General features: G+C 61.8%; 13 protein-coding genes. 7 read left to right on the forward strand and 6 right to left on the reverse strand.

Annotated elements, in window-relative coordinates; genetic code table 11:
* Nucleotides 1-21 precede the first annotated feature (21 nt).
* The 5 genes from pheT (at nucleotide 22) to CSQ93_RS15155 (ending at nucleotide 5774) form a co-directional block, all read left to right on the forward strand.
* Nucleotides 22-2448, forward strand: coding sequence for a phenylalanine--tRNA ligase subunit beta (gene pheT, locus CSQ93_RS15135; protein WP_099378744.1), 2427 nt, complete (start codon nucleotides 22-24; stop codon nucleotides 2446-2448).
* A 170-nt stretch (nucleotides 2449-2618) separates the two neighbouring features.
* Entirely contained in the window at nucleotides 2619-2966 is a 348-nt protein-coding gene (locus CSQ93_RS15140; protein ID WP_010399205.1) for an integration host factor subunit alpha, read from the forward strand.
* 10 nt (nucleotides 2967-2976) lie between these two features.
* Entirely contained in the window at nucleotides 2977-3381 is a 405-nt protein-coding gene (locus tag CSQ93_RS15145; RefSeq protein WP_099378745.1) for a MerR family transcriptional regulator, read from the forward strand.
* A 200-nt stretch (nucleotides 3382-3581) separates the two neighbouring features.
* A complete protein-coding gene (locus CSQ93_RS15150; RefSeq protein WP_034783185.1) occupies nucleotides 3582-4214 on the forward strand; it encodes a response regulator in 633 nt (210 codons plus the stop codon).
* A gap of 144 nt (nucleotides 4215-4358) precedes the next feature.
* Nucleotides 4359-5774, forward strand: a complete 1416-nt coding sequence (locus CSQ93_RS15155) for a sensor histidine kinase (RefSeq protein WP_099378746.1) — start codon at nucleotides 4359-4361, stop codon at nucleotides 5772-5774.
* A 64-nt stretch (nucleotides 5775-5838) separates the two neighbouring features.
* Here CSQ93_RS15155 and CSQ93_RS15160 read toward each other — a convergent pair whose 3' ends face one another.
* Nucleotides 5839-6648 carry a Crp/Fnr family transcriptional regulator gene (locus CSQ93_RS15160; protein WP_034783188.1) on the reverse strand — a complete coding sequence of 270 codons (810 nt, stop codon included), beginning with the start codon at nucleotides 6646-6648 and terminating at the stop codon, nucleotides 5839-5841.
* 227 nt (nucleotides 6649-6875) lie between these two features.
* Nucleotides 6876-8933, reverse strand: a complete 2058-nt coding sequence (locus CSQ93_RS15165; RefSeq protein WP_099378747.1) for a methyl-accepting chemotaxis protein — start codon at nucleotides 8931-8933, stop codon at nucleotides 6876-6878.
* A gap of 162 nt (nucleotides 8934-9095) precedes the next feature.
* Here CSQ93_RS15165 and CSQ93_RS15170 point away from each other — a divergent pair, with 162 nt between their 5' ends.
* Entirely contained in the window at nucleotides 9096-10784 is a 1689-nt protein-coding gene (locus CSQ93_RS15170) for a peptide chain release factor 3 (protein ID WP_416208753.1), read from the forward strand.
* Between the two features lie 49 nt (nucleotides 10785-10833).
* On the opposite strand, the gene CSQ93_RS15175 is transcribed toward CSQ93_RS15170, so the two are convergent.
* Both CSQ93_RS15175 and CSQ93_RS29665 read right to left on the reverse strand, forming a co-directional pair.
* Nucleotides 10834-12726, reverse strand: coding sequence for a putative bifunctional diguanylate cyclase/phosphodiesterase (locus CSQ93_RS15175; protein ID WP_099378748.1), 1893 nt, complete (start codon nucleotides 12724-12726; stop codon nucleotides 10834-10836).
* A 267-nt stretch (nucleotides 12727-12993) separates the two neighbouring features.
* Nucleotides 12994-13122, reverse strand: a complete 129-nt coding sequence (locus tag CSQ93_RS29665; RefSeq protein WP_267891657.1) for a hypothetical protein — start codon at nucleotides 13120-13122, stop codon at nucleotides 12994-12996.
* A gap of 184 nt (nucleotides 13123-13306) precedes the next feature.
* On the opposite strand from CSQ93_RS29665, the gene rnk reads away from it, so the two are divergent.
* Complete coding sequence (gene rnk / locus CSQ93_RS15180; protein ID WP_162835757.1) at nucleotides 13307-13714, forward strand: nucleoside diphosphate kinase regulator; 408 nt, start codon at nucleotides 13307-13309, stop codon at nucleotides 13712-13714.
* A gap of 65 nt (nucleotides 13715-13779) precedes the next feature.
* Here the strand turns inward: rnk and CSQ93_RS15185 are convergent, their stop codons facing one another.
* Nucleotides 13780-14808: a transporter gene (locus CSQ93_RS15185; RefSeq protein ID WP_199534421.1), complete on the reverse strand. Its 1029-nt coding sequence runs from the start codon at nucleotides 14806-14808 to the stop codon at nucleotides 13780-13782.
* 158 nt (nucleotides 14809-14966) lie between these two features.
* The gene (locus tag CSQ93_RS29765) at nucleotides 14967-15665 is read right to left on the reverse strand and encodes a YXWGXW repeat-containing protein (RefSeq protein ID WP_099378749.1); all 699 of its coding nucleotides are present in this window, start codon (nucleotides 15663-15665) and stop codon (nucleotides 14967-14969) included.
* Nucleotides 15666-15763: the final 98 nt, after the last annotated feature.

Raw genomic sequence — 15763 nt, forward strand, 5'->3', positions numbered from 1 at the left:
TGACCCTTTGAAGGCTTGATTATGCAATTTTCCGAAAACTGGCTCCGTACCATGGTCGATCCGAAGATGACTTCGGACGAACTGGCCCATCTGCTGACCATGTCCGGTCTCGAAGTCGAGGACGTCGATCCTGTCGCCCCGCCGTTCTCGAACGTGGTGGTGGGCCTGGTCCTGGAGATGGAAAAACATCCGAATGCGGACCGCCTGAATGTATGCCAGGTCGATGTCGGCACGGGCACTATGCTCAACATCGTTTGCGGCGCGCCCAACGTGCGCCCGGGCTTGAAAGTCGTCTGCGCGATGGCCGGCGCTGTGCTGCCGCCTGGCGCCGATGGCAAGCCGTTTGAAATCAAGGTGGGCCAGCTGCGCGGCGTCGAGTCGCAAGGCATGCTGTGCTCCGCGCGCGAATTGAAATTGTCGGAAGAAAACGCCGGCCTGATGGAATTGCCGGACGACGCGCCGATCGGCCAGAATTTCCGCGATTACTTTGCCCTCAACGACTTGAAATTCACCATCAAGTTGACGCCGAACAAGGCGGACTGCCTGTCCGTGCTGGGTGTCGCGCGTGAAGTGTCGGCCTTGACGGGCGTGCCCCTGAATGCGCCGCAGTTCCGCACCGTGCCGGTTTCCAGCGATGAAGTCCTGCCCGTGAAAGTCAGCGCGCCGGACCTGTGCGGCCGTTTCACGGGCCGCGTCATCCGCGGCTTGAACGCCAAGGCAGCCACGCCGGACTGGATGAAGCAGCGCCTCGAGCGCAGCGGCCAGCGTCCGCTGTCGGCCCTGGTCGATATCTCGAACTATGTCATGCTGGAACTGGGCCGTCCTAGCCACGTGTTTGACCTGGCCAAGATCCACGGCAGCCTCGACGTGCGTTGGGGCAAGGCGGGCGAATCCGTCAAGCTGTTGAATGGCAACACCATCGCCGTCGACGAGTGGCTCGGCGTCATTGCCGACGAGCAGGAAATCGAATCGCTGGCCGGCATCATGGGCGGCGACGCCAGCTCGGTGTCGGACGATACGGACAGCATCTACCTGGAAGCGGCCTTCTGGTGGCCGAACGCGATTCAAGGCCGCGCGCGCCGCTTGAATTTCTCGACCGATGCGGCGCACCGCTTCGAGCGCGGCGTCGATTTCGCCACCAACGTCGAGCACATCGAGCGCATCACGGCCCTGATCGTGGAAATCTGCGGCACGCCAGCCACCACCGTCGGCCCCGTCGACGACCACGTGGTGAACCTGCCGCAACGCCAGCCCGTGTCGATGCGCACGGCGCGCGCGCAGAAAGTCATCGGCGTGCCGCTCAATGATGAGCTGATCGCCGATATCTTCACGCGCCTGGCCCTGCCATTCACTTTGCTTGATGGCGTGTTTTCCGTGACGTCGCCCAGCTACCGTTTCGACATCGAGATCGAGGAAGACTTGATCGAGGAAGTGGCGCGCGTGTACGGTTTTGAAAACATCCCGACCTTGCCGCCCGTGGCAGCGAACGTGATGCAGATTGCACCAGAAAATACCCGCTCCTTGTTTGCGGTACGTCATGAGCTGGCCGACCTGGGCTTCCAGGAAGTGGTTAACATGAGCTTTGTCGATACGGCATGGGAGCGCGATTTCTCGGGCAACGCGAATCCGATCAAATTGCAGAACCCGATCGCCAGCCAGATGAGCGTGATGCGTTCCTCGCTGATCGGCAGCCTGATCGCCAATGTGCGCTATAACCTGAACCGCAAGACGAACCGCGTGCGTATCTTCGAAGTGGGCGCCATCTACCAGCGCGACGACAGCGTGGAAAACGGTCCCCTGTCGGTGGCTGGCTACGCCCAGCCGAAGCGCGTGGCCGCGATGGCCTACGGCGCGGTGGCCGACGAGCAGTGGGGCCAGGCTGCACGCACGGTCGACTTTTTCGACGTGAAGGCGGACCTGGAAGCGCTGTTCGCGCCGCTGGTCTTGCGTTTCACCAAGGCGGAACATCCGGCCCTGCATCCGGGCCGTTCGGCCAACGTGGAGCTTGATGACAAGGTCATCGGTTTCATCGGCGAATTGCACCCGCGCTGGATGCAAAAGTACGACTTGCCGCTGGCGCCCGTGCTGTTCGAAGTCGACGCCGCTGCCCTGACGCAACGAGGCGTGCCGGTGTACCAGGAAATCTCGAAATTCCCTGGCGCCAGCCGCGATCTGGCCGTCGTCGTCAAGCAATCGGTAGCGGTGCAGGATCTGCTCGACAGCTTCCACGCCGCGGCCAAGTCGAGCCCGGCAGCGCGTATCGTGCAAGCCATTGTTTTATTTGATGAATATCGTGGAAAAGGGCTGGAAGCGGATGAAAAAAGCCTTGCTTTCCGGATTAGCTTGCAAGATACTCAAAACACCCTGCAAGACGATGTCGTCGATGGCCTGATGGCTGTCCTGATCGATGCGGCCAAGCAGGGCCACGACGCGAAACTGCGTTCGTAATTACCGGACTGGCCGTCGCCTAGCGTGACGGCCTTTCCGTCGTCAACCGTAGACGAGCCTGCCATGTGGCGGGTTCGGGCGCACAGAAAAGGCAGGGCAGGAAAATTAATAACAGCGACGTTGATTCCGCCGTACTGCAATCCGCACTGGCTGCCGATCTGCATCGGGCCATGCTGGTTGCCAAGGTGCGCCAGGAAGCGGAAAAAGATTTACCCACCTTGACCAAGGCAGAGCTGGCCGAACTGTTGTTCGAGCAAGTGGGCCTGAACAAGCGCGAAGCGAAGGATATGGTCGAGACCTTTTTCGACGAGATCCGCAACGCGCTCGAACGGGGCGAGGCCGTCAAGCTGTCCGGTTTCGGCAACTTCCAGTTGCGCGACAAGCCGCAACGGCCGGGCCGCAATCCGAAGACGGGCGAAGAGATCCCCATCACGGCACGCCGTGTCGTGACCTTTCATGCGAGCCAGAAGCTGAAAAGCATGGTCGAAGAGACCAGTCCGCTGGCACGTGCTGCCTGAGTGAGTGGCGATGAACGAGCGCATCAGTAAAACCGAGTTGATCGCCTTGCCGCCCATTCCGGCGAAACGCTATTTCACGATCGGCGAGGTGAGCGAGTTGTGCGGCGTCAAACCGCATGTATTGCGCTACTGGGAGCAGGAGTTTTCCCAGCTCAAGCCGGTCAAACGACGTGGTAACCGCCGCTATTATCAGCACCACGAGGTGCTGCTGATACGCCGCATCCGCGAATTGCTGTACGAGCAGGGCTTTACCATCAGCGGCGCGCGCAACAAGCTCGACAGCCGTGGCGCCTCGCATGCCATCGTTGACGAGCTGCCTGTGCTGCCGGCCATGCCTGTCGTGCCGCAGGAAGCGCCGCTGGACCGCGCGTGGATACGCAATGAATTAATTGCGATTTTAAACTTGCTAAAATAAGATTTGTACCAATATAGGTGGGGTTGTCCGGTACCGGTGACTATACTGCATGGGCTTGCTGCCTTGACGCAGCCGGTAACGTACGGCGCGCCATATTTTGAATATAATGTTAATGTTGCGTTTTTGTTAGTGACGCTGAACCGGAGCAGCGTTCAGGTTCCGGTAGTCTTTCCCAGGCCAGGAAAATTTAAGGGGAAACAATGATACGCGTTGCCATTTGTGATGATCACCAAATAGTAAGAGCTGGATTCAAACAGATTTTTTCGTCGTCAAGCGACTTCAGTGTGGTGGCGGAAGCCGGTACCGGGCGCGAAGCGCTCGATATCGCCCGCCGCGAAATATGTGACGTGTTGCTGCTCGATATCGCCATGCCCGATCAGAGCGGCATCGATACCTTGCGCACGATCCGCCAGGGCCAGCCGGAATTGCCCGTGCTGATCCTCAGCGGCTATCCTGCGCAGCAATACGCGCTGAACCTGTTCAAGATGGGCGCGAATGGCTATCTGAACAAGGAATGCGAAGCCGATGAGCTGATGACGGCCGTGCGCACCGTATTCCAGGGACGCCGCTATGTCAGTTCCACCGTCGGTGAATTGCTGGCGCAATCGTTCGACCGCGATACGAATGCCGCCTTGCATACGGAATTGTCGGACCGCGAGTTCCAGGTCTTCCTGCGCCTGGCGCGCGGTGCCACCGTGTCCGATATCGGTGTCGCCTTGTCGCTGAGCATCAAGACGGTGAGTACTTACCGTACGCGCATCATGGAAAAAATGGGCTTGCAATCCAACAGCGACTTGACCTATTACGCAATGAAAAACAATTTGCTTGACTAGCGCTGCGGTGCGATCATGGAAACATGATCGCTCAGCCAGCCAGCCAGCACGACTTGTGCAGTGCAGCAGTTTGTGGCGAGGACTATAATTGGCCGGCGCCGGCGTTTTCTCCCGCGCCGAACCTTGCTAAGGATGCACATCAGGATGTATTTCACCGCTGAACCGGCCCCGAATCACCGCCTGCCCCTCTACAAGACGATCCTGTGCGTGACTTGCGCCTTGCTGCTTGTACTCAATGGTTTCAGTCTCTATCACAACCTGCAGTCGCTGAAGGGCACGAACGCCTTGCTCAGCCAGAGCGCCCGCGTGGCGGACCGCCTGCAGTATTTGAACGTGCTCGTGCTCGATGCGGAAAGCAGCTTGCGCGGCTATTTCATTTCCGGCTCCGAAACCTATCTGGGGCCGTCGAAGACGGCCACCACCGAAATTGAAAACGAATTCAACGAGCTGCAAACCTTGCTCGCGGGCAGTCCCACCCAGCTGAAAAACCTGGGTCAGCTGAAAAGCTTGATTCGCCGCAAGATGTCGATGTTGCAACAGTCGATCGACGTCTACAAGCAGGGCGGATTGGCCGAGATCGTCAATATTTCCCGCGTGACCGATGACCGCGCCACCATGGACGAAATCCGCCTGCAGGTGGTGATCATGACGCGCGAGCAGAATGAAGCGCTGTCGTCCGGCAGCGCCGCCTTTTATCATGAATACCAGAAAGCCGTGCTGCTCGGCATCGGCATCAATGCCCTGGCCATCCTCGTGCTGATCATGTTTTACCAGCTGGTGCGGCGCAGCTTCCAGAACCGCGCGGCCGTCGAGTATGCATTGCAAAATGCCAATGACAACCTGGAATCGACGGTCAGCAAGCGCACGGAGCAGTTATCCGTGCTGTCGCGCCATTTGATCAGCGTCAATGAAGTGGAAAAGGCGCGCCTGGCGCGTGAACTGCACGATGAGCTGGGCGCCAACCTGACTTCGATCAGCATGGATCTGGGCGCCGTCACGCAGCAACTGGCGCACACGCAGCCGGAACTGGCTGCGCAATTGCGCCGCGCCAAGGCCACCTTGCTGGAAACGGTGGAACTGAAGCGCCGCATCGTCGAAGACCTGCGCCCGAGCCTGCTGGACAATCTGGGCCTGTGCGCCGCCATCGAAAGCTATTGCGAGGATTTTGCGCGCATGAGTTCCGTGCGCTGCGAAACGGACGTGGCCATCAATATCGACAACCGCGAAGCTACCCTGACGATAGCCCTGTTCCGCATCGTGCAGGAATCGCTGACGAACATCCTGAAATATGCACGCGCCGGCATGGTCAGCGTGACCTTGAAACGCAACGAGCACGGCCTGGTGCTGCGCGTCATCGACGACGGCATCGGCATCACGGAAGATGCGCTGCAGAAACCCATGTCGCACGGTTTGCTGGGCATGCGCGAGCGGGCCTTGCTACTGGGCGGCACCCTCACCGTGCGCCAGGGTCCGGAAGGCAAGGGGACGTGCGTGGAGGCCGTGATTCCGCTGCCGCTGACGCCGGAACCGGAAGACATCGATGCGGATGCCGAAGCGTAATTGTCGTTAAAGCAAAAAAAATGGCCGGGCATGCAGCCCGGCCATTTTTATTTGTCTTGCCTGATCAGCAGCGCGATACGTCGCGCAGCAAGCGGTCGTATTCCGTCTTGGCCACTTTGTAGCACTCGCCCGCATAGCATTCCAGGCCGGCGCGGTCCAGCACTGTGATATTGCCGCGGCGATAGTGGATCAAGCCTTCTTCCTGCAGCTTGCCGGCGGCCGCCGTGATGCTTTCGCGGCGCACGCCCAGCATGATGGAGATCAGCTCTTGCGTGACTTTCAATTCGTTCGATGGCGAACGGTCCAGGCGGTCCAGCAGCCAGCGGCACAGCTTTTGCTCGATCGAGCTGTGGCGGCCACCGACGGCGTTCTGCGCCATTTGCGCAAACAGGGCGTTGGTGTAGCGCATCAGCAACTGGGGCAGGGCGCCGCCTTGATTGAAGGCATCGCGCAAGCTTTGCGTTTTCAGGCGGTAGCCATAGCCGGCGCTTTGCACGACGGCCGTGCACATGGCGCGTTCGCCTGCCAGCAGCGAGGCACCGGCCACGCCTTCATGGCCGACGACGGCGATTTCCGTCGTGGCGCCGTCTTCCATTACATACAGCAAGGAAATGATGGCGGTGGTGGGGAAATAGCTGTATTCCAGGTTGTTACCGTAGGCATACAATTCCTTGCCGAAAGGCAGTTCCACCAGTTCCAGGTCTTCGAACAGCGATTCGAGCGCGGCGCGCGGCAGGGCGGCCAGCAATTCATTCTGTTGGGCACTGCTGAGACTAACCCGCGACGCAAGCTTGATTTCCCGTCCGGCTGCCGGCATGGCGCGCGGCAGCAACTGGTTCTTCTGGACCGGGGCGATAAGTTGAGTATGGCTCATAGTATTCCTCACAGGCTTTTTACATCGGAGTGCGACTGCCGCGTTGCTGGTCAAAAAAAGTTGCCGCATCCATCTTGGAACAGCGTTTTTTTTCGACCGCGCGGTGCAGATCGCGATGTAGCTACTTTAAAAGCTTATGTAAGTGGCGAACATAAGATTAGCAGTCGCCACTTTGTAGTCTCTTTTGAGGCGAAATTGTAGTCCTTGTCCTACGTGCACACTTTTGACTAGCTAGCCTTGCGCCGTTCTGCGCGATTTTGTGATATGACGCGCGGCTTGTTGGCGCTCCACAGGCCGGCCGGACGCACGCTGGGCAAGCCGTCGCGCGTGGTCGCGGCCGCTGCCTGGCGCGGGTTTGGCGCCTCGTGTTCCCCCAGGCGGAAGCGGCTGACGGCTTGCGTCAGCGCCTCGCCTTCCTGGTGCAGGCGCTGCGAACCGGCGCGCGCTTCGTCGACCAGGCCCGCGTTCTGGCGCGTCATGTCGTCGATTTGCGCCAGTGCCTGGTTGATGCGGGCGATCTCGCCATTCTGCTCGGCGCCGGCGCTGCTGATGCGCCCGATGACGACGGACACCTGCTGCACCGCGTCGACGACTTGCCGCATGGTGCTGCCGGCTGCGTTGACCAGGTCGCCGCCCGCATCCACGGTGGCCACGGAATCGCCGATCAGGCGCTTGATTTGCTGCGCCGCCTCGCTGGAGCGCTGCGCCAGGCTGCGCACCTCGGATGCCACGACGGCAAAGCCGCGCCCCTGCTCGCCGGCTCTGGCCGCCTCGACGGCCGCGTTCAGGGCCAGGATATTCGTCTGGAAGGCGATGCCGTTGATGACGCCGATGATGTCGACGATCTTGTGCGAGCTGGCCTTGATCGAGGCCATGGTCTCGACCACGGCGCTGACGGTCTCGCCGCCGCGCAGGGCCACCTCGGCGGCCGACGCCACCAGGGTGCGCCCCTGTCCTACGTGGGCTTCGTTGCGGCCCACGGTGGCCGTCAGCTCGCGCATCGAATCGACGGTGGCGCCCAGCGCGTCCGCTTGCGTGGCCGTATGGCCGGACAGGGCGGCGTTGCCCTGCGCGATATCGGCGCCGGCGGCGGCAATGACGGCCGCACCGCCACGGATTTCCTGCACCAGGGTGGCCAGGCCATGCGTCATGGCGCCGAAGTCGCGCACCAGGTCGCCGATTTCATCGTGCGCCTGCGAGGTGATGCGCTGCGACAGGTCGCCCGCCGCCGCCGCGCCGACGGCCACGCGCAATTGCTTCACGTCGCGCGCGAACGCGGCATAAAAGCCTGCGCACAGGTAGGCGGCGGCCAGCAGCACCAGCAGCATGGCCGCCAGGATCAGGGCGCGGCGCGCCTCGTCGCGCGCGATGCGCTGCGCCAGCAAGCCGTCCAGGGCGGTGGCGGAGGCGCCCGAGAGCGCGTGCAGGGCATCGATGGCTTGCATGCCGGCCGCGTGGAATTGCGCGCCCGAGGTCTGGTCGTAGGAATTCGTCACTTCGTTTTTCGTGCGCTCGAGGAAGGCCAGCGCGGCCGGCACGGCTTTCAGGGCCGGCTGCAGGCTGGCGCGCAATGCCGGCTTGGCGGCGATGATTTCGTCGAAGCGGGCTGGCAGGCGTTCCAGTTCGTGGCGGGCGATCAGGGCGTTGGCGTTGACGAGTTGATCTTCATTCGCCTCGAACAGGCCCGTGTCGATGTAGGCGGCGCCGCGCCCGCCGATGTCGGACAGGCTCTCGGCCAGGTCGGGCAGGGTGGCGGTAAACACGGCGCTCAGGTGGTTGGCGCCCGCGTCCGGGTCCAGGCTCAGGTGTGAGCGGTCGGCCACCAGCTGGACCAGTTTGGCCGCCTGGCGCAGCAGCGCCGTGTGTGCCGCGTAGCTGTCGCGCGCCGCGAGGCCCGTCTGGCGGCCCAGCAGGGCTTGCCACTGCTTCGTCAGCTCGGCCGCCTGGGGCAGGCCGGCGCCCGCCGGCAAGCGCGCCAGGGCGGCCAGCGTGGCCGTGATGCGTGCATTCAGGGCCGTGTTGTCCATGCCCGCCTTGCCGCTCAGGCGCAAATGTTCCAGGCCGCGCCGCTGCTGCAGCAGGCGCGTGCCTTCCTGTAGCTGGCGCACAAAGGCGACGCCCCGCTGCGCATCCTGCGCCTGGGCCAGCGATTTGCCCAGCTCCGAGATCAGCAGGGTGGTCGCCAGCACCAAAGGCAGCAAAAAGACCAGGCAGACAAGCATGAATTTGGGCAGCAGGCGCAAGCGCTGCATGAGTCGGATGGCGGGGGTGAGGAGCATTTTCATCGGGTTTCCAGGGAAGAGTGGCAACATTTCTGCAGTGCAATGTTGCCTGCCGATTGTGACCCCTTGATGAAGTGGGCGATTTCGCTTGCCGCCAGAGTGAAGCAGTTCACACGGAAGGCCGATCCTTCTGTAAAATCGAGGGTTTTTTGCGAGGGCCATATTATGGTCACCAATATGGCCAACGAGAACGACATCAACACCCCCGATTCCAGCGACAATGCGGACATCGCCGCAGCGTCCGTCAGCAGCAAGGCGCCGGCCGTGATCGCGCGCGAAGTGCAGCGCCGCCGCACCTTCGGCATCATTTCCCACCCGGATGCCGGTAAGACCACCTTGACGGAAAAACTGCTGCTTTTCTCGGGCGCGATCCAGATGGCCGGTACCGTCAAGGCCCGCAAATCGGGCCGCCACGCGACGTCGGACTGGATGGAGATCGAGAAGCAGCGCGGCATTTCCGTCGCTTCCTCGGTGATGCAGTTCGAATTCCGCGACCACGTCGTCAACCTGCTCGACACCCCTGGCCACCAGGACTTCTCGGAAGATACCTACCGCGTGCTGACGGCAGTCGACTCGGCGCTGATGGTGATCGATGCGGCCAAGGGCGTGGAAGCGCAGACGATCAAGCTGCTGGCCGTGTGCCGCATGCGCAATACGCCCATCGTCACCTTCATGAACAAGATGGACCGCGAGACGCGCGATCCGCTGGATCTGCTCGACGAACTCGAATCGGTGCTGAAGATTCAATGCGCGCCCGTCACCTGGCCTATCGGCATGGGCAAGAACTTCCGCGGCGTGTACCACCTGCTGAACGACGAGATCATGCTGTTCAAGGCCGGTGAAGAGAAGGCCGACGGCGCCTTTGAAATCATCAAGGGCATCGACAACCCGCGCCTGCAGGAGATGTTCCCGCTGGAGATGGACCAGTTGCGCATGGAAGTGGAGCTGGTGCATGGCGCGTCCAACCCGTTCAACCTCGAAGAATTCCTCTCCGGCGTGCAGACGCCCGTGTTCTTCGGTTCGGCCATCAACAACTTCGGCGTGCGCGAGATTCTCTCCGCGCTGGTCGACTGGGCGCCGGCGCCGCGCGAGCGCGACGCCACCGTGCGTTCGGTGGCCCCGTCCGAGCAGCCATTTACCGGTTTCGTCTTCAAGATCCAGGCAAACATGGACCCGGCCCACCGCGACCGCATCGCCTTTTTGCGCGTGTGCTCGGGACGTTTCGAGCGCGGCATGAAGGTCAAGCATTTGCGCCTGGGGCGCGAGATCAAGGTGTCGAACGTGGTGACCTTCATGGCATCGTCGCGCGAACAGGTGGAAGAGGCGTACGCGGGCGACATCATCGGCTTGCCGAACCACGGCAACATGCAGATCGGCGACAGTTTTTCCGAAGGCGAGATGCTGACCTTTACGGGCATCCCGTACTTCGCGCCGGACTTCTTCCGCTCCGTGCGCATCCGTAATCCCTTGAAAATCAAGCAGCTGCACAAGGGTTTGCAGCAGCTGGGCGAAGAGGGCGCGGTACAGGTCTTCAAGCCGGTGCAGGGCGGCGAACTGGTACTGGGCGCCGTCGGCGTGCTGCAGTTCGAGGTGGTGGCCAGCCGTTTGCTCAACGAATATGGCGTCGACGCCGTGTTCGAAGGCACCAGCATCAGCAGCGCCCGCTGGGTCAGCTGCGACGACAAGCGCATCCTGCAGGATTTCGAGAACGCGCTGGGCCACAACGTGGCCTACGATGCGGCCGGCAACATGGCTTATCTGGCCACGTCGGGCGTGAACCTGCGCCTGACGGAAGAACGCTGGCCGAAGCTGACTTTCCACGCGACGCGCGAGCATTCGGCCAAGCTGGCCTGATGCATCCGGAGTAAGTAGCAAGGGCAGAACAGGCAGTTCTGCCCTTTTTTTATGCCGGCAGAATCGTGCGCGTGCTCCAGTCGCGCCGTTCCAGCAGCAATGCCGTCAACTGCGCTGCCGTCATCGGGCGCGCGAAGAAGAAGCCCTGGGCATTGTCGCAGCCGGCTTTTCTCAAAAACTCCACCTGCCGCAAGGTCTCTACCCCTTCGGCCACCACTTTCAGGTGCAGGCTGTGCGCCATGGCGATGATGGCCGTGACGATGGCTTCGCCCTCGCCGGGCAGGTCGTGCACGAAGCTGCGGTCGATTTTCAACTGGTCGATGGGCAGGCGCTTCAGGTACGACATCGATGAATAGCCGGTGCCGAAATCGTCGATCGACAGGTGGATGCCCGTTTCCTGCAGGCGCCGCATCAGTTCCACGTTGGCGTGGACATTGTCCATCAGGACGCCTTCCGTGATTTCCAGCTCCAGCAAGCCATGCGGCAGCTGCGTTTCATCCAGGATGGCGCGGATATCGTCCATCAGTCCCGCATCGCGCGCCTGACAGGCCGACAGGTTGACGGCCACGTGTTCGAGCGAATCGAGCAGGCCCGCCTTGCACCACAGGGCCGCCTGGCGGCAGGCGCTTTGCAGTACCCAGCGTCCCAGGTCGACGATGATGCCGCTTTCCTCGGCCACGGGGATGAATTCGGCGGGGCTCAACTGGCCCATGTCGCGGCAATTCCAGCGTATCAGCGCTTCCACACCGACGATGCGCCCGCTGCGCAAGTCGATCTGCGGCTGGTAGTGCAAATACAGTTCCTCGTTCTGCAGTGCGCGGCGCAGGTTCGCTTCCATGCGCAGGCGGCGCTGCGCGCGCAATTCCATTTCCGCCTTGAAGACGGCGTAGCGGTTCTTGCCCTGGTGCTTGGCGTGGTACATGGCCGTATCGGCATTGCGCGTCAGGGTGGCCACATCCTGCGCGTCGAACGGATACAGGCTCACGCCGATGCTGGCGCTGACATACAGCTGGTGGCCTTCGAGATCGAATGGCGCGGCCAGCACGGCGAGGATCTTGCGCGCCACGCTGGCCATTTCCGAGGCGTCGTCGGCCGGTTCGACGATGACGACGAATTCGTCGCCGCCGATGCGGCAGATGATGTCGGTGCCGCGCAGGATGGCCACCAGGCGTTCGGACACGAGCTTGAGCAGCTGGTCGCCGCAGTGGTGGCCCAGCGTATCGTTGACGATCTTGAAGTTGTCCAGGTCCAGCAGCAGCAGGCCCACGCTGCTGTCCTGGCGGTCGGCGCGCGCCAGCGCGTAGGCCAGGGCATCGTTGAATTCATGGCGGTTCGGCAGTTGCGTGACCGGGTCGACATGGGCCAGGTAGTGCAAATGGCTTTCCGCATGCTGGGCGGCCGTGCGCGTGCGGCGCACCATCAGGTACGTCAGGCCGAACGCGCACAGGCAGACGAGCAGGGTAAAGGCGGCAAATTGCGCCAGGCTGGCGTACAGCGGCGCCAGGCTGGCGCGCAGGTACAGCGCGCCGCCGCCGGGCAAGGCCGTCAGGATGGCCGCGCTGCCGTCCAGGTAATCGAGGTGCAGGCCGTTGCGCGGCGCCATGGGCGCGGCATCGCTGCTGCTGCGCGTGTAGCGGGCAAACGGCGTGCCATAGGGACTGTAAAGTAGTGCTTGCCGGACATGCGGGGCGGCGGCGAGGGAAGCGAGGAGTTGTTGTGCCGCAAGACGATTGTCCTGGCGCATGGCCTGGGTGGCGGCGGGCGCCAGCATGTCGGCCTGGATGCGCAGGTTGCGCTGGAAGGATGCCTGGAGGGAAAACAACTGGAAGAGGACCAGCAGCAGGCTGGCCATGGCCAGCATGGCCGCCGCGGCCAGCAAGTTCAGCCTGGCAATCCGGTCGCCGCGCAATTGCGCCGACGGCAGCATCAATGGCGTCATCATGACGCTTTCTCCTGCCGGCCCCGCTTGCCGCCGCCCCGTGTCATCCCGCCTCGCCCTGCCATACTTTACGTTCCAGTCTGATGAAAACCGAAGTGAGCCGGAACTCTCAACGTGTTGCTAAGGCCGACATATTGTCATTTTGCAGCGTGAAAGTACAGGGCGCGCGGCAATTTTGTCTGCATGCCACAGGCCGGTGGCAGCAGGCAGGGCGACAAATCAGGCGGAAAAGGCAGGACGTGTTTTTCTAATAATAATCCACACTGAATTTTAATCCTTTTTTTGCCCGCCGGTTTTTTTCGCTAAAAACATGCTGACGGTAAACAAAATAGCATCAAGAATAACTTCAATGCCTGCAGTCATCCTGGTACGGATTAACTTTTGCTCCGTATCGTCCATTGCAAGTCATTGATTTTAATAAATTTTAATGAAGAATGCGAGAACGCTATGGCCTTGCTCCACGAGTTCGTCCATAATCCTCAGATGATGGACGTTCTGATGCTGTTTATTTTGTCTGCCGCGGCCAAGCAAGCTGCCGCCAGCAAAACCGGACGTCGCCCTAATGATCAATAGTGAGGATATCTTGGAAAAAAAACCAAAAATTATTTTGTCATCACAAGACCTGGAACGACTGGAAGCGTTGTTGTATGCCTTGGGTAATAATCTGTCGCCGGACAAGGCCGCCTTGCTCGACGAGCTGGGCCGTGCCGAGGTGCTCGAGCCGCAAGAGATTCCCCCGACCGTCGTGACGATGAATTCCACCGTGCGCTTCACGGTGGAAAACAAGGAAGAATTCTGCCTGACGCTCGTGTATCCGAAGGATGTGGAAGGCCAGGCCGACCGCATTTCCGTGCTGGCGCCCGTCGGCAGCGCGCTGCTGGGCTTGTCCGTCGGCGACAGCATCGCCTGGCCCATGCCGGGCGGCGTGGTGAAGGTGAAAATCGAGGAAATCGTTTACCAGCCTGAACGGGCCGGAGAATACCACCGCTAAGCGCGGCAAGCAGTGATGGCGGACGGCGCCTGCCGTTCGCCTGCCAGGCCGTGCCGGGACGGGAATTAACTGTTTCGCTGCACGCGCACCACCAGCCACCCCGCCACGACCGTAAACGTGACGATGATGGCAACGATGATCCAGAAGCCCTGCGGGTGCTGGGCCAGCGGAATTCCCCCCACGTTCATGCCCAGCATGCCGGCGATGATATTGATCGGCAAGGCCAGCACGGTGACGATGGTCAGCACGAACAGGCTGCGGCTGTTTTCCTCGTTGACGCTGGCGGCAATCTCTTCCTGCAGTAATTTGATACGTTCCTGCAAGGACGACATATCGCTGAGCACCACCGAAAACTCCTCCGTCGACTGGCGCAATTCCAGACTGTCGAGCTCCGATACCCACGATGGCGGCCGTTGCAGAAGGCGGAACAGGGCGGCCGGTTCCGGCGCCAGCAGGCGCTGCAGCCGCACCAGCACGCGCCGCATGGCGCCAAGGTCTTCGCGTTTCGGCACCAGGCGCCCGGCCAGCAAGTGGTCCTCGATATCGTCGACCCGCGCCACGGCGTCGCGCACGATGTTGACCAGCACGTCGGCCTGGTCGCGCAGCAGATGAATCAGCAATTCCACCGACGAGCGGATCGGCTCGTGGTTCTTGATGACGGCCTGGCGCAGGCGCTCGATCGACTGCAGCGGCGCGCGGCGCGCCGTGATGACGAGGTTTTGCGCCACGCTGGCCCACATGGTGGAAATGTCGGACGCTTCGAACGAGAAATTGTGCACCACATCGTTGACCACGGCGATCAGGGTGTTTTCCGCCTGTTCGATGCGCGTCGAGCGGGAACCCTGGTGCAGGGTTTCATAGAATTCGTCGGCCAGCTGCGTGTGCGTCGTCAGCCATTTTTCGCTGGCCGCATGCGACAAATTGAAATGCAGCCAGACGAATTCCTGCGCCGGCCTGGCCGCGCCATCGGCCAGCCAGGCCAGTGCGGCCGTCGAGTCGAGCGCCAGCGGCTGCGCCTCGCGGCCAAACAGGAAGCCCCAGACCAGGCCCGAGGTGTCCGAGCCGTAGGTAAAACCGGCAGTTTCCATCGCCATCGTGAATCTTTCTCGCGCAGTGTGATTGATCGTCGCGCGATTTTAATACACGGATGTGTCGGGAAAATGACAAGGCCACCGCGAACGGTGGCCTTGGTGGGTAACGCTTGCAGTAACGCTTGATAGAACCGCCGCGCAGCAGGTTTGGTCAGGTGTTACTAGTCGCGGCGCGGATTGTCGGGCCTGCGGTCGTCGCGGTTCGGAATCCCGTCGCCGTCGCGGTCGTGGCGGTTGCCATTGTCGCGGTCATAGCGGTTGGGGATGCCGTCGCGGTCGCGGTCACCGTTCGGCCCGCGTGGCGACCAGCGGCCTTGCTCCATCTGCCAGCGGCCATCGCGCTGGTTCCAGGCGGGCGGCGCATACACGTAACCGGGGCGTTCGGCGATCCATATGCCTGGCGTCCAGGCGTAGCGCTGGCCGCGCCATTCCCAGTGGCCGGGCGCCCAGACGTAGCCGTGGCGGGCGCGCGGGATGGCTTCGCGGCGCGGCGGTGGCGGGGCGATGCGGATCTCGTCATAGCGCACGGGCTGCACTTGCGCGGCGACCCAGCCGCCACGGTCCAGGCGCCAGCGGTTGTTTTCTTGTATCCAGGCGGCGCGGCGGTACTGGTTGCCACCCCGTTCGCGCAGCCATTCGCCGTTGTTCCAGACATGGCGCTGGCCATCCCAGTTCCAGTAGCCGGGCGCCCAGACATAGCCGGCGCGTGGCGCTGGCACGCTTTCAAACCGTGGCGGAGGCGGGGCGTTGCCGATGACAATGCTGACGCCGAGCTGATTCTGTGCCATGGCCTGCACGGGCAGGAAGGCCGCGGTGCTGATGGCAAGCATGGCTGCTGCGTAGAGTGTGATGGGTTTCATGGTGTGCTCCATTTCGGTGATTGCGTGAAATGGACTATAGGCGCTTGCCGGCGAGCGGATCGCTTTTGATTCAACTTATTACAATTGACACAATGCTG

It is taken from the genome of Janthinobacterium sp. BJB426 (assembly GCF_002735705.1).
GTDB lineage: Bacteria > Pseudomonadota > Gammaproteobacteria > Burkholderiales > Burkholderiaceae_D > Janthinobacterium.

What these genes read in the sequence shown, in the direction of transcription:
- CSQ93_RS15160 (WP_034783188.1), bottom strand. Translation starts at nt 6,648, where the DNA reads ATGAGCCATACTCAACTTATCGCCCCGGTCCAGAAGAACCAGTTGCTG.
- CSQ93_RS29665 (WP_267891657.1), bottom strand. Translation starts at nt 13,122, where the DNA reads ATGGACGATACGGAGCAAAAGTTAATCCGTACCAGGATGACTGCAGGC.
- CSQ93_RS15165 (WP_099378747.1), bottom strand. Translation starts at nt 8,933, where the DNA reads ATGAAAATGCTCCTCACCCCCGCCATCCGACTCATGCAGCGCTTGCGC.
- CSQ93_RS29765 (WP_099378749.1), bottom strand. Translation starts at nt 15,665, where the DNA reads ATGAAACCCATCACACTCTACGCAGCAGCCATGCTTGCCATCAGCACC.
- CSQ93_RS15185 (WP_199534421.1), bottom strand. Translation starts at nt 14,808, where the DNA reads ATGGCGATGGAAACTGCCGGTTTTACCTACGGCTCGGACACCTCGGGC.
- pheT (WP_099378744.1), top strand. Translation starts at nt 22, where the DNA reads ATGCAATTTTCCGAAAACTGGCTCCGTACCATGGTCGATCCGAAGATG.
- CSQ93_RS15175 (WP_099378748.1), bottom strand. Translation starts at nt 12,726, where the DNA reads ATGATGACGCCATTGATGCTGCCGTCGGCGCAATTGCGCGGCGACCGG.
- CSQ93_RS15140 (WP_010399205.1), top strand. Translation starts at nt 2,619, where the DNA reads ATGCTGGTTGCCAAGGTGCGCCAGGAAGCGGAAAAAGATTTACCCACC.
- CSQ93_RS15155 (WP_099378746.1), top strand. Translation starts at nt 4,359, where the DNA reads ATGTATTTCACCGCTGAACCGGCCCCGAATCACCGCCTGCCCCTCTAC.
- CSQ93_RS15170 (WP_416208753.1), top strand. Translation starts at nt 9,096, where the DNA reads ATGGTCACCAATATGGCCAACGAGAACGACATCAACACCCCCGATTCC.
- CSQ93_RS15145 (WP_099378745.1), top strand. Translation starts at nt 2,977, where the DNA reads ATGAACGAGCGCATCAGTAAAACCGAGTTGATCGCCTTGCCGCCCATT.
- CSQ93_RS15150 (WP_034783185.1), top strand. Translation starts at nt 3,582, where the DNA reads ATGATACGCGTTGCCATTTGTGATGATCACCAAATAGTAAGAGCTGGA.